Origin of the sequence: Corallibacter vietnamensis, from assembly GCF_039537875.1 — a bacterium.
Lineage (GTDB): Bacteria > Bacteroidota > Bacteroidia > Flavobacteriales > Flavobacteriaceae > Corallibacter > Corallibacter vietnamensis.
Genome location: NZ_BAABBI010000001.1, coordinates 1 through 13,433 on the forward strand (window position 1 = coordinate 1; position 13,433 = coordinate 13,433).

Annotated in this window: 11 protein-coding genes; 7 read left to right on the plus strand and 4 right to left on the minus strand. The window is 29.5% G+C overall.

The window, feature by feature from the left end:
* Positions 1 to 184: 184 nt before the first annotated feature.
* Entirely contained in the window at positions 185 to 2,152 is a 1,968-nt protein-coding gene (locus tag ABD690_RS00005; RefSeq protein WP_344725747.1) for a putative porin, read from the minus strand.
* A 69-nt stretch (positions 2,153 to 2,221) separates the two neighbouring features.
* Between ABD690_RS00005 and ABD690_RS00010 the strand changes: the two genes are divergently transcribed.
* The 4 genes from ABD690_RS00010 to ABD690_RS00025 all read left to right on the plus strand — a co-directional run bounded on the left by ABD690_RS00010 (position 2,222) and on the right by ABD690_RS00025 (position 8,834).
* Entirely contained in the window at positions 2,222 to 2,821 is a 600-nt protein-coding gene (locus ABD690_RS00010; RefSeq protein WP_344725749.1) for a ribonuclease HII, read from the plus strand.
* A gap of 31 nt (positions 2,822 to 2,852) precedes the next feature.
* The gene (locus ABD690_RS00015; RefSeq protein ID WP_344725751.1) at positions 2,853 to 5,288 is read left to right on the plus strand and encodes a ribonuclease HII; all 2,436 of its coding nucleotides are present in this window, start codon (positions 2,853 to 2,855) and stop codon (positions 5,286 to 5,288) included.
* A gap of 88 nt (positions 5,289 to 5,376) precedes the next feature.
* Positions 5,377 to 6,009, plus strand: a complete 633-nt coding sequence (locus tag ABD690_RS00020; protein ID WP_344725753.1) for a hypothetical protein — start codon at positions 5,377 to 5,379, stop codon at positions 6,007 to 6,009.
* A 62-nt stretch (positions 6,010 to 6,071) separates the two neighbouring features.
* Positions 6,072 to 8,834 carry a CHAT domain-containing protein gene (locus ABD690_RS00025; RefSeq protein ID WP_344725755.1) on the plus strand — a complete coding sequence of 921 codons (2,763 nt, stop codon included), beginning with the start codon at positions 6,072 to 6,074 and terminating at the stop codon, positions 8,832 to 8,834.
* Here the strand turns inward: ABD690_RS00025 and ABD690_RS00030 are convergent.
* Both ABD690_RS00030 and ABD690_RS00035 read right to left on the minus strand, forming a co-directional pair.
* Positions 8,831 to 9,568 carry a tetratricopeptide repeat protein gene (locus tag ABD690_RS00030; protein WP_344725757.1) on the minus strand — a complete coding sequence of 246 codons (738 nt, stop codon included), beginning with the start codon at positions 9,566 to 9,568 and terminating at the stop codon, positions 8,831 to 8,833. The two genes, ABD690_RS00025 and ABD690_RS00030, sit on opposite strands and share 4 nt — an antisense overlap.
* Before the next feature lies 1 nt (position 9,569).
* Positions 9,570 to 10,139, minus strand: coding sequence for an RNA polymerase sigma factor (locus tag ABD690_RS00035; RefSeq protein WP_344725759.1), 570 nt, complete (start codon positions 10,137 to 10,139; stop codon positions 9,570 to 9,572).
* Between the two features lie 168 nt (positions 10,140 to 10,307).
* Between ABD690_RS00035 and ABD690_RS00040 the strand changes: the two genes are divergently transcribed.
* The 3 genes from ABD690_RS00040 to ABD690_RS00050 all read left to right on the plus strand — a co-directional run bounded on the left by ABD690_RS00040 (position 10,308) and on the right by ABD690_RS00050 (position 12,623).
* Positions 10,308 to 10,733: a lipocalin-like domain-containing protein gene (locus tag ABD690_RS00040; protein ID WP_344725761.1), complete on the plus strand. Its 426-nt coding sequence runs from the start codon at positions 10,308 to 10,310 to the stop codon at positions 10,731 to 10,733.
* 180 nt (positions 10,734 to 10,913) lie between these two features.
* Positions 10,914 to 11,471 carry a hypothetical protein gene (locus tag ABD690_RS00045; RefSeq protein ID WP_344725763.1) on the plus strand — a complete coding sequence of 186 codons (558 nt, stop codon included), beginning with the start codon at positions 10,914 to 10,916 and terminating at the stop codon, positions 11,469 to 11,471.
* 102 nt (positions 11,472 to 11,573) lie between these two features.
* Positions 11,574 to 12,623 carry a nucleoid-associated protein gene (locus ABD690_RS00050; protein WP_344729259.1) on the plus strand — a complete coding sequence of 350 codons (1,050 nt, stop codon included), beginning with the start codon at positions 11,574 to 11,576 and terminating at the stop codon, positions 12,621 to 12,623.
* Positions 12,624 to 12,712: 89 nt separating this feature from the next.
* Here ABD690_RS00050 and lipB read toward each other — a convergent pair whose 3' ends face one another.
* A complete protein-coding gene (lipB, locus tag ABD690_RS00055; RefSeq protein ID WP_344725765.1) occupies positions 12,713 to 13,429 on the minus strand; it encodes a lipoyl(octanoyl) transferase LipB in 717 nt (238 codons plus the stop codon).
* Positions 13,430 to 13,433 lie beyond the last annotated feature (4 nt).

Below are 13,433 nucleotides of genomic sequence, written 5' to 3' on the forward strand. Positions count from 1 at the left end.
TTTAACCTTGACCATTAAAAACCTTGTTTACAACATGTTAATGATAAAGTTTTTTTAATCCTTTTTATATAGACCATAAACTATACTCCTTAAATCAACAAAAATCTTATACTACACTTTAAATCTACACCTCTATATATGGTAAACTACAAAACTAAAATGTTATAGAACGGTTACTTAAAACTTATAAAAAGAAGTTCCATACTAGACCAAACCTTATAACAAAGTCTCTATATGGGTAGTTTGGCGCAGAATAAAAGTCGTATCCTGTCCATGCAGCGTTAAAATGTTCTGCTTTTAAATATATTCTAGCTTGTTGAACTCTTGCGTTTATAAAGAAATCAAACCTAGGGAACCCTCCGTATTCTTGATTGGTTTGCACATAAAATTCTGCTAACAAAGGATCATAAGCATTCATATGATACTTTGAGAAGTAGTTAAAGGTTACTCCTGTTTGTAAGAACAACGCTTTCTTAAATAAATAATCAGAATAATACAGTGTATTTCTTGTTACAAGTTCTGGAACATTAAGCACGGCATTATCATCGTCTACTTTTTGATACATTATAGTGTTATCTAAAGCAAACTTGCCTAATTTAAATTCTCTAGAGAGTTTTACCTTTATGTAATTTATTGTTTTATCATTTTGAAAAGGCTTAACTAAATTAGAATCTTTATTCTTTTTGAAATATGTATAGTTATTTATTGTTGTGGCATCAACTGTTATGTTGGCTATTTTTGGTGCGCTTATTTTAAACTCTAACTTTTGAGTCTCTAGATTTTTAAAGTTATTACTCCAATTGTAGTTTCTATAACTGCTTTGATATAATAACTGATTATAATTAGGCATTCTAGAGCTATGGTTTATTTTAGCACTTAAATTGATTCCTTTTGTAATTGGGTATGATGCTTGGGCTAAAAAGTAGTTTCCATCAAAATCTCCTGAAACATTTGCTTGAAGTTCTCCCTTTAATAAAAACTTACCAAATTGTTTCTTGTATTTACCTCCTACGGTTACAACATCTCCTTTTAACCTATTTGGTATATCTTGATTAATTAGTCTAACAACTTTATCATAACCATAGTTATAATTATCGTAGCCAACATTAACCTGGAAACTTCCTAATGTAACATCATTATAATTTAATTGAAGCTGACTATAAAAGTCTTCTAGAGTTACTCGTTCTTTTATATTGTTTTGAATAAAGGCTGTCCCAAAATATTCATTAGCCTTTGTTTGTCTATATTCAAAAAACTTATCTTCTAAAGACATAATGTGTCTTATGTTTAAGTTATTTGCTGAGGAATCTTGAGGCTTTGTTATATGGTATTGATGGTCTAAATGAAAACGCTTACCTTCTAGAATATTTTCGGCATTTTCAAAGTTCACTGCTAAAACAGCTCTATCACGAAACTCCGGAGCACCTGATTCGAAAAATTCAATATTGCTATCAATCAAACCTCCGTTTTCTTCGTTAAGCAAATCCTGCATTACTATATGCGCATTTGCTATGTAACGTTTGTTTTTAGTTTTATAACTTGTAGTAAACCTAAAGTTTCCTGTACTTGTAAGTGCGTGTTGATATTTTCCTAAAGATCGTAGACCTTTATAAGCTAATGAAAAGTTTAATTGTCTAGATGTGTTTACGGTAAAGAACGCATCTACTTGTTGCCCTTGTTCAAAAGCGGTTTTAAAATAAAGCTCTGTTAAAGGTGTTGGCACATCATAATAATTAATGTCTTCTATTTCCATATAATTAAAATGGCGTGCTCTTGCTCCAAACTGTGGCATAAGTTTGGTGCTCTCAAAATCGTAATTTAACGAGTTATAGCTTCTACCTACATTATTAAAAGGCATTAAGCCAAAATTATCACGTCTTAAGTAATTAAATTTATAATAACGCTGAATAGTCAAGCTTGTATCAACAATTGTAGTGTCTCGCTCTGCCGAAATAATTAGGTATTGCTCTATTTTAGCATCAAGGTTTTTTATTTTCTCGTTACTTGTGCTTCTAGTTGAACCTCTGCTTAAAGTATCTTCTGTAGATAAATTTCTTATAGTTTCTGGACTATTTGTAAGTGTTGGCTTTGTTTGAGAAAACCCAAAATTAAAAAGGCATAGTAAAAAAAATGCTAAAAATATTTTCCTCATAATTATTTTTTCGACCTTGCAAAGGTAAATACAATTTACAATAACGCTATTATATTAAGAATTATTTAAATGCTCAAGTTAAATTATTCAGGTTTTAAACTAGAATGTGGAACAGATGAAGCTGGCAGAGGCTGCCTTTGTGGTCCTGTTACTGCTGCTGCTGTAATTTTGCCTGACACCTTTAAAAATGATATACTAAACGACTCTAAACAATTATCTGAAAAGAAACGCGAGTTAATTAGACCTATAATTGAAAAAGAAGCGCTTGCCTTTGGCGTTGCTCATGTTTTTCCAGAAACTATAGATGACATCAATATATTAAATGCTTCTATACTTGCTATGCATGAAGCTATAAAAAACATGAGAGTTAATCCTGAATTCATTATTGTTGATGGCAACAAGTTTAAACCTTTTAATAATGTAAACCATGAAACTATAGTAAAAGGTGATAGTAAATACTTGTCTATCGCAGCGGCTTCAGTATTAGCAAAAACGTATCGTGATGATTATATGCAGCGCATTCATGAAGAATTCCCTATGTATGATTGGAGAAAAAACAAAGGGTATCCTACAAAAACACATAGAGAAGCTATAAAAAAACATGGGATTACTAATTATCATAGGAAATCGTTTAGACTATTACCTGAACAATTAAAATTAGAGCTATAACTTTATATCTTTGTACAAACCTATCTATTTAATGAAATCACATTTATATTTTTTAAGCATTATTTTATTAATTACAAGTTGCAAAACTGACCGCAATTTAAAGCAACCTTCAGATTTCATTCCTGAAAATGCTACATATATATTAAAGGTTTCTAATCTTGAAAGCTTAAAAAGTAACTTAAACAATAACGATCTTTTAAAAAAAACTTCTGAAACCAATGTTTATAAAAAACTATCAAATATTGCAAGCCCAATACAACACTTTAATACAAATGATGATGTGTTGCTTTGTTTTGCAAATGACACTAATGATAGTTTACAATATAGTATTATAACCAAATACCATCCATCACTATTTAACATAGATTCGCTTCCTGATATTAAGGTGGAAACTGTTAAGACAAAAAGTAACACCTACAGGAAAACAACTATTAATAATGAAACCTTATATAGTGTTATTAAAGACAGTATTTTTATAGGAGCCTCAAACAAAGATTTTCTTGAGCAAACTATCAACATAAAAAAGCCTAACCAAGAGCTTGTTTCATTATTAGACTCTTCAGGAAACAACAGTCAACTTTCTGTGTTAATAAACAATAAACAAAATAAAGAAACGCTTCAAACAACATTGAACGATACAACAGGTTTAAGAAATTTCACCAACTATTTTCTGCTAGATGTAGATTTACAACAAGATGATATTTTTATAAACGGTATAACAAAAGCTACAGACTCAACAAAAAGCTTAATAAACGTTTTTAAAAACACAAAACCTCAAGAAAACCAACTTGCTAATATAACACCTGCAAATAGTGATGGCTTTTTAAGTTTTACTTTTGATAATTACAATACTTTAAAACAAAATTTGCAGCATTTTCATAAAAAGGACTCCTTACAATCAAACACACTTCTATTTGATAATGTTATTGAAACGGGTGTTATATATTATGGTAACGACCAAGCAGTCGTTTTAAACTCATTAGATAAAACCTCAACACAAGATGCGCTATCTGAAAATGAACTAGAAATAGAAACATATAGACAAGTTCCTATTTATAGTTTTAATAAGCCCGAGTTGTTTTATGAAAACTTTACACCTTTTATAAACTATAAATCAGCAACCAAATATTGTATTATAGACACCTTTTTTATTTTTTCAGATAGTATAGAGCTTCTTCAAAACATAATTGCTAGCCACCAAAACAGTACAACCTTAAATGACCGCTCATATTACGATAATATAAAATCACGTATTACTGATGAAGCTTCATTAATGTTTGTATCTAACAACGTCGGATTAAAAACCTTTATTGAAACACATATTGGTGAATCTATCGGTTTTAATTTAGACAATTATAAATCTACCGTTATACAATATATATATGACAGTAATTTTTCTCATGTAAACGCTGTAATTCAAAAAGGCAAAACTAAAGCTGTAGAAAACTCAATTAGTGAATCATTCAGTTTAAAATTAAGTAACAACATACTTAATACCCCACAATTTGTTACCAATCATCTTACTCATGGAAAAGATATTGTTGTTCAAGATATAAAAAACAACTTGTACCTTATTTCAAATACAGGCAAAGTGCTTTGGAAAAAACAATTAGATGGAGCCGTTTTAGGAAAGATTGAGCAAATAGACATGTATAAAAACGGTCGACTTCAATTAGCATTTGCAACACCTAATCGTGTTTATGTTTTAGATAGAAACGGAAAAGATGTTTCACCATTTCCATTAAAGTTTAATGATAACATCACACAACCTTTATCTGTTTTTGATTATGACAACAACAGAAATTACAGATTACTCATAACACAAGGTAAAAACATTTTAATGTATGACGATGCTGGAAAAACTGTAAAAGGCTTTACATATAAAAATGCTGACGATGTAATTAATCACCAACCTCAACATATCAGAATAGGAAGAAAAGATTACATACTTGTAAAAACAGACAACAAGCTTCACATTTTAGACAGAACAGGAAAAACACGTGTACAGTTAAAAAATAATTACTCCTACTCTAGCGAAGCCGTATACTTATATAATGGTAAATTTACAACCACGTCAAAAAATGGAGCATTAATAACTATAGACACTCAAGGAAACACAGCTTCTCAAAATATTAACTTAACAGACTTGCACCATATTACCTCAACAAGTAAAACACTAGTTGCGCAATCTGAAAACAAATTAACCATTAAGTCTAAAACTCTAGAAATGGATTATGGTAATTATAGTAAACCTGAAATTTACTATATAAACGACAAAATCTATGTAGCTATAACAGATTTACAATCTAAAAAGATTTATTTATTTGATAGCCAAGCCAAGTCTATTTCTAATTTCCCAGTGTACGGAAACTCAAAAATTGAACTTGACAACATTGATTCTGATAGAAATCTTGAGTTTGTAACTAAAGGAGATGATAATTCTATTTTGCTTTATCAGATAAATTAAAACTCTGAAGTATATAGCCTCAAAAAAATATTAATAAAATATGTTAACTTTATTACGTCGCTAACATTAAATAACAAAAAACAATATTATGAAGCTAAACCGCTTATTTTATTTACTGGCAATTATGCTTTGCTTTAGTTATGCCACTTCTTGTAGTGAAGACAATGATGATAATTCACCAGTACAACAAGCTTTTTTAAACGAAAGCAATTATTCTTATGAAGGAGACATGCAAAGGCAATACCTTAATGTTCAAATTGCCGATGTTCAAATTGAAATAGACTCCTTGCAAGCCATTATAGATAATGGTCAAGGAAGTGCAGAAACCGAAGCCGATTTAGAAGAAGCTTTATTAACAAAATCATTACTTACAGAACAGCTACAAAGAATAAGACCTCGCCCAATTGGAGGTGTTCCTTTACCGCCGCCACCGCCGCCTTGCCCTACAACAGGAACATGTATGCCTATAAGTTTAGATTATATAGTTTGTGATATTGATGTAGCAACTCTAAATGTTTACATTTATAACAACCAAGAGATTTTAGTAGGATCTACTGAAAATTCAGAATTACAACCTGTTCCTGGATTTGAAGCTGAAACACAATTTCAAAATATCGACTTAGATCCTGATTATACGGGTGATGTTTTTATTGTTGTAAATAAAACTGATACTGAAGGCATAGAAACTTCTTATCAAATTAATGGTTATATAAGACCATAACCTATCAGGTTTAATTATTTGTATATTAGCTTTCAGTACAAAACGTATTGAAAGCTTTTTTTATGAAAAAAATCATTTACATTTTTATTCTCTTATTAACGCTTAACCTAAATGCGCAAGAAGAAAACAACCCTCAAGATATAAACATTTTAATTCAAAAAGGATATACGCATTTTTATACCAATCAGGATTCTGCTTACTACTATTTTAATAAAATAAAAGACATATATATAGAGAAGGAAGAATGGGAAAATGTTATAGCCTCATTAGTTAGTATAAATAGAATTGCTAGCTACAACTATAATTTAAGTAAAATGAGATCTAACTTAAATGCTTTAGATAGTATTTTTAATAATCATGACGCTTACTTAAAAACCGTTCCTAATTATACAGATTACCAAAACTCCTATTTGTACGACACCGGAATTTATCATTTTGAAACAAATAACTATAAAGTTTCAAAGCAAGTGTTTCAAAAAATAATTACTCAAATAGAACAAGCTTCAGATTCACTTATAACAAAAGACGCTATAGATCTTCTTTCTGGTTCTTATAATTTTATTGCTAAAATGAATTCTGAAGAAGGAAAGTATGATATAGCAAAACAATTTTACAACAAAAACATTCGGTTTATATCTAAAACAAAGCCTGATGATAAAGCTTCGCTTTATGCAAACTATAGCTTACTGGCAGATTTGTTAAGACGCACAAAAGATTACAAAGCCTCTAACAGTTATTTTAAAAAAGCGCTCAACTACAACTTAAATAATCAAGGAAACAAAAACAGCATTATTTCTATTTCTCAAATTTTGGCTTTAAACCACATAAATTTGAAACAACCAGATAGCGCAAAATTATATCTGGGTATATTGAGTAAAAACCTTACCGATTCTCATCCGTTTTGGAATAAGTATTATGACATAAAAGCTGAACTTTACAAATCTGAACAAAACGACAGTTTGGCTTTACAGGCTTATAAAACAGCATTAAAACTAACTCAAGATAAATGGCAAAATAAACCTCATCCTGAAATTGCCACATACTATCAAAAAATAGGATTATTATATGCTGCAAACAAAAAGCACAAAAAGGCTATTGAAAACTTTAATTCTGGTATCAATACCTTGACAAACAAAATTGATGCTTTTTCAAACAAATCACTTTTAGTTAAACTATATAAAGATAAAGCCGCAATACTTAATGCTGAAAATACAACAACAAGCTATAGCAAATCTATTCAAACAGTAAATTCAGGTATAAAAACATTAGACAGTTTAAAACCTTCTTTTAAAAGTGAAGCAGATAAACTTCTTTTAATTGAAGATGCTTTTCCACTATTTGAATCCGGAATGGAAGCTACATATAACTTATATGAGAGTAGCCAAAACCAAAAGTATATAGAACAAGCTTTTTTTTATTCAGAGAAAAGTAAGAACATTTTACTTTTTGAAGCACTTTTGAGTGCAAAAGCAACACGTTTTGGTGCTGTTCCTGAAACTTTATTAGAACAAGAAAAACAATTAAAATCTGAAATAAGTAGTCTTGAGAAACGATTAAACTCAAAGAAACAAGTTACAGATCTTGAAAGAGAACAGCTTTTTCAATTAAAGGAATCATACAGACAACATATAAAAACCATTGAAACCAATTATAAATCTTATTATGATTTAAAATACAATACTCAAGTTCGTAGTTTAAAAAACATTCAGAATGATTTAAAAAATGATACTGTTTTAGTTTCTTACTTTTTTGGAACAAATGCGCTGTACATTATTTCAATAGATAAAAACGCGTGTTCTTTTAACAAAGTATTGTTATCAAACCATTTTAATGAATCTATAGTAAGTACTTATAAAGATATTAGTAATCCTAAATCTGATATTAAGGCACTAGCAAAAAACACATATAACTTATACAATACTATTTTAAACCCAATAGCAAACAAACATAAAGATTATAAAAACCTCGTAATTATTCCTGATGGTCTTCTTAACTACATTCCTTTTGGCAGTCTAAATACAGAAAAAAATGGTTTACATTATTTAATTCAAGATAAAACTATTAGTTACTCAAATTCTGCTACCCTATTTTTTCAATTATTAGAAAATAAAAAAGAAAACAACGCACTACTTGCTTTTGCTCCTAGTTTTACAAATCCTTCAAATGAAAACTTGCTGCCATTACCTAACAACAAAAAAGAAGCGGAATCTATTTTAAGTTACTTTGATGGTGTTATGTTTTCTGGTAATAATGCTACTTTAAGAAACTTTGATTTAGAAAATCAAAAATTCGGAATGTTACATTTAGCTACGCACGCAATTGTAAATGATGCTAATCCAGAATTCTCTTATTTGGCTTTTGAACCAGTTTCTAATCAAGAGCACTTATTATATGTTAGTGACTTGTATAACCTTAATCTAGATGCCAATCTTGTAACCTTAAGTGCTTGTGAAAGTGGTATTGGTAATTTAAAACGTGGTGAAGGCTTTATGAGTTTGGCTCGCGGGTTTTATTTTAGTGGCGCTTCTAGTATAGCCAGCACACTATGGAAAATTAATGACGGGACATCTTCAGAAATCATGGCGCGTTTTTACGAACTTTTATCAAAAGGAAAAACCAAAAATGAAGCGCTTCAAAAAGCCAAGTTATTTTTTATAAAAGAAAATAATGAAAACAACTTATCACATCCTTACTATTGGTCTGGATTTGTAATTTCTGGTAACACTACTGCTATAACCAACACAAACTATTTTATTTGGATACTTTCTGGTATGGCTATTTTTATCTTTTTTGGGGTTATTATATATAGAAAGAAGCGATCTTAATTTATTTTGTCTAATAAATCTTTGGCTTTACTTTTATTATAATCAAAATTTGAAATAAGTAATTTTAATTGCTTACGTGTATTTTCTTTATCATTTTCTTTTAAATAAATCAATGCTAAATACCAATGAGATTCTGCAACAAAGCCTCTATCTTTTACAATAACTTCTTCAAACAACAACTTGGCATCTTTAAGATTTTCTAATTTCAAAAACGCTTGAGCTTTATAGAACGTTAGGTAACTATTCTTTTCAGTTTCAGAAATGGCATTAAATTTATTGATTGCTAGCTGGTAATCTTCTGTTTCATAAGCTACAAAAGCTTGACGCTCTATTGTATTATTATCATCACTCCTTGTTATGGTATAAACAGTGTTAGGATAAACCTTGAAATTATCTTGATATAAGTCGTTATAATTTGTGTTAAAAAAAGTATTGTATCCAAACCAGCCCATTAGTAAAGCTATAGTTGCTGCTATGGCAAAGTTTTTATAATTAAATATACTATGAGTTGTTTTTTCTGAAGAAGTCTTGGTTTTAATGTCTTTTTCAAAATCTTGCAGTTTTGCTTTAAGTTTTTTGCTTTCTTCTTTTTGTATTACCTGCTTTAAATTTTTTTCAAACTCAAACTGCTTTTTAAACTCCGCATCAGTGTTTAATAGGTTTTCAAAAACGTGCTCTTCGTTTGGTGTTAAAGATTTTGAAAAGTAACGATATAATAAATCCTGTTTATTCATATTATATGGTATTAGAATTTATACGTTCCCTTAATGTTTTCATACATCTTGATTTCTGACTTTTTATAACATTCTCGCTATTATAATCTCCAGACTCTAAAATTTCTTTGATAGTAAAACCTTTATAATAAAATAGGGTTAAAAGTTCTTGACACTTTTTTCCTAAAGATTTAAAGTGGGTTTGAAGGAGCTTTTGTTCTGTTGTTAGTTCTGGCTCATGCATATCAATATTAGTTATCAATGCATCTTGATCGCCTACTAAAGACAAGTCAAAATTGTTACCTACTTTCTTTTTATCTTTTCTCATCTTATCAAGTATTAAATATTTTCCTATACTGAATAAATAGGTTGAAATACTGCTTGTAAAACTTTCTATTTTACCACTTATAATGTTGTTGTAAAATATTACATAAGCATCTTGATAGATATCAATATTATCATCTTCAGATAAATTATATCGCTTGGCATAATTTAAAAACTTGTCTCTATTTTCTTCATAAACCTGCCTAAAGGCAGCATTAGAGCCTTGCTTTAATTCTTTAAGTAAACTATCTGCGTGCTTATTTACCATTTAATAGAAAGAAACTTAAAAGGTTAACAATTTCTTGCTGCTAATTTAATTTTTTTTAATCAGAATATCTCATTTCTACTCAAAACAATCATTTTATAATTATTCTAGAAATAATGTTAACCTTAAAAAAAATAACGCATAAAGAGTTAAACTTTAAAAATTAAAACAATGAAAATTTTAAAACTCTTAAGCTTTATGTTAATCACACTATTAGTATTAAACTGTAGTAATGATGATGATAATTTTCAACCACAAATTCAGCCAGAACCAACTACACAAGATTTATTAATATCAGGAAAATGGTATTGGATTTCATCTTCTGAAAGTACATTAGATGACTGCCAAAAACAATCCTACCTTGAATTTATAGATTTAGACACTTTATTGATAGAGAATTTCAGAATCAACTCATCTGATGTTTGTGAATCTAACGGTATAAACTCGGTTACATATCAATTAATAGATGACAGTATAATTCAAGTAACAATTGGTACAGATACTAGTAACCTAAATATAGAATTCATTTCAGATACCAGATTAATAATTACTCAAGAAATCTCTTCTGGTACAATGACTACATTATTAGAAAAATAAGTAAAAACAAAACGTATAATAATTTAGTTTTTTTGAGTTAGTTGATTATGCCAAAAGTTTACGTTATAGCGAGACCTAAATTTTTGGCTTTTTCATGTAAAAACTTTTTTAGTACAAATGTTAACCTTCATAAATAAAAATACATAAAAGAGCATATTAATCAATAATACTTTTAAAATTATGAAACTTACAAAAACAATTAAACAAACCGTAAAAACAACAACGTATTTAATGTTAGCTTTTGTTATGGCATTTACAATATCATGCTCACCTGAAGACGGTCGCGATGGCTTGCCAGGTGAACAAGGCCCTGCTGGAGAAGATGGGAATGCTAATGTGGTATCTTCAGATTGGTTTCAAATCCAATTTGATCACACAAATGGTGCAAACGACTATGGTTATATGGCCATAGACATCCCTAACTATCAAGAGTTTATTGATAACGGCGGTGTTGCTATGATGTATGTTAGACAAACATTATTAGGTGATGAATATATAATCTATCAATTACCATATGAAGACATTTTTAGTTTTGCTTTAGCTAATGTTCCAAGTGAAGGTGTAGAAAATTCATTAATCCTTTTTGCAAACCAGACTGACGTTAGCGATTTAGAAACCGAACCTGGGTTAACGTTTAGATACATTTTAGTTCCAGGAAACACAACTTCAAAAAGTCAAGTTAATTTTGAAAAAATGTCTTACGAAGACGTCATAAATCAACTTGGATTAGACTATTAATCTTCCTTACAATGCTTTTTAAAAACCGAAGTTAAAACCTTCGGTTTTTTTATGTCTTTTTATACCGAAATGATTAGTATTGTAGTCTCAATTTTTCAGATTATGATCTCACGTAGAAACGCCTCTATTGCTAAATGCATATTACATAAAGTAGGAAACAAATTCAACAGTACTAAAAATGCATTTTCAGAAAACGAAATTCATTTTGATGAAGCTAGTTATGACCTTATGCTTCCATTTTTATTAAGACCATTTGGTTCTGCTGTGCAAAGCTACCGCTTTAATCATCATGCAGATATTTCACTAAATGAAATAAACACCTATAGCTCACAAATTTTTACAGATGACGATGCTTTTATTGAAACCTCTAAACATATTGTAAAACATTTATTTGAGCAATCTAATTCTGCACAAATAAAAACTGGAGATGTTTTGGTGGTGCTTTTTGAAGGTATCGAGTTTAATGAAATTACCACAAACGCATTAGGGATTTTTAAAATTGAAAACAAGGTTAATTTCTTTCAAACCTATCTTGAAAACAACAGTTATGATGTTGTTGTACAAAAAGGTATTAGTTCTAAAAAAGTAGATAAGGGTTGCTTAATTTTAAATCAAAGCGATACAGAAGGACGTATTATTTTAAGCGCAGATAATAACAATTACGATGCGCATTATTGGACCAATCATTTCCTAAACATTAAATATGCTGATGACGCCAATAGTCATACACAACAATATATAGCATTATGTAAAGATTTTTCTGAAGAAGTTTTAAAAACAAGTTATGGTAACCAAGAACAAAACAATTTCTTGGCAAAAACCATAGATTTTTTTAAAGATCATGAAACCGTAAATATTGAAACTTTTAAAGATGAGATTTTTGAAGAAGACAAGCATAAAACACTTTTTGATGACTATAAAAAATCATTTGAAAGTGACATGGATATTGTAATTCGTAATCAATTTGATGTTGCTGAAGCTGTTGTAAAAAAAGAGAAGAAAAAAATAAAAACAGAAATTAAACTAGATACTAACATACAAATAAAGCTAGATATTGATGCCCCTGAAGCCTCTAGTGAATATCTAGAACGCGGGTATGATGAAGAAAAGAAAATGCATTACTACAAAGTATTTTTTAATGCTGAAGGATAATAAAAAAGCACTAATTAATATGGTGCTTTTTTATTGCTTCGTTTTTTATAATTGAAGATACAATATCTATCAAAGCATTGAGTAAAAAATCAGACTTTTTCTTCTTGAAACTTCATCTCTGCTTCAAAAAGATTAACAAAATGCTTTAGTAATTTATCTTTCACTTCAGTAATAGAAACTTCTTTTTTACCTAATTCTACATTTAGAGATGTTACTGCCTTACCACGAATGCCACAAGGAATCATATTGTCAAAATATCCTAAATCAGCATTTACATTTAAAGCAAAACCATGCATGGTTACCCAACGGCTTGCACGAACACCCATAGCACAAATTTTTCTAGCAAAAGGTGTTCCAACATCTAACCATACACCTGTTTCTCCAGGACTTCGCTCGGCTTTCAAACCATATTCTGCCAAAGTTAGAATGATCATTTCCTCTAGAAATCGCAAATATTTATGAATATCTGTAAAAAAATTATCTAAATCTAAAATGGGATACCCTACTATTTGTCCTGGACCATGATAGGTAATATCACCACCGCGATTCACTTTATAAAAAACAGCATTTTTTTCGGCAAGCTGTTTCTCATCAATAAGTAAATTAGACATATCACCACTCTTACCAAGAGTGTATACGTGTGGATGCTCTACAAATAAAAAATAATTAGGCGTTTCTAGATTGGCATCTTCTCGTCTATTTTTTATTTTAGTATCAACAATTCCTTTAAATAAAGTCTCTTGATAATCCCAAGTATCTTTATAATCTTTATAGCCTAATTCCTGTAATTCTACTTGCTTATTCATAGAA

Bases quoted from the DNA above. Each gene is read 5' to 3' on its own strand.
- ABD690_RS00030 (WP_344725757.1), bottom strand. From the start codon at position 9,568: ATGAATAAACAGGATTTATTATATCGTTACTTTTCAAAATCTTTAACA.
- ABD690_RS00020 (WP_344725753.1), top strand. From the start codon at position 5,377: ATGAAGCTAAACCGCTTATTTTATTTACTGGCAATTATGCTTTGCTTT.
- lipB (WP_344725765.1), bottom strand. From the start codon at position 13,429: ATGAATAAGCAAGTAGAATTACAGGAATTAGGCTATAAAGATTATAAA.
- ABD690_RS00040 (WP_344725761.1), top strand. From the start codon at position 10,308: ATGAAAATTTTAAAACTCTTAAGCTTTATGTTAATCACACTATTAGTA.
- ABD690_RS00050 (WP_344729259.1), top strand. From the start codon at position 11,574: ATGATCTCACGTAGAAACGCCTCTATTGCTAAATGCATATTACATAAA.
- ABD690_RS00045 (WP_344725763.1), top strand. From the start codon at position 10,914: ATGAAACTTACAAAAACAATTAAACAAACCGTAAAAACAACAACGTAT.
- ABD690_RS00005 (WP_344725747.1), bottom strand. From the start codon at position 2,152: ATGAGGAAAATATTTTTAGCATTTTTTTTACTATGCCTTTTTAATTTT.
- ABD690_RS00010 (WP_344725749.1), top strand. From the start codon at position 2,222: ATGCTCAAGTTAAATTATTCAGGTTTTAAACTAGAATGTGGAACAGAT.
- ABD690_RS00035 (WP_344725759.1), bottom strand. From the start codon at position 10,139: ATGGTAAATAAGCACGCAGATAGTTTACTTAAAGAATTAAAGCAAGGC.
- ABD690_RS00015 (WP_344725751.1), top strand. From the start codon at position 2,853: ATGAAATCACATTTATATTTTTTAAGCATTATTTTATTAATTACAAGT.
- ABD690_RS00025 (WP_344725755.1), top strand. From the start codon at position 6,072: ATGAAAAAAATCATTTACATTTTTATTCTCTTATTAACGCTTAACCTA.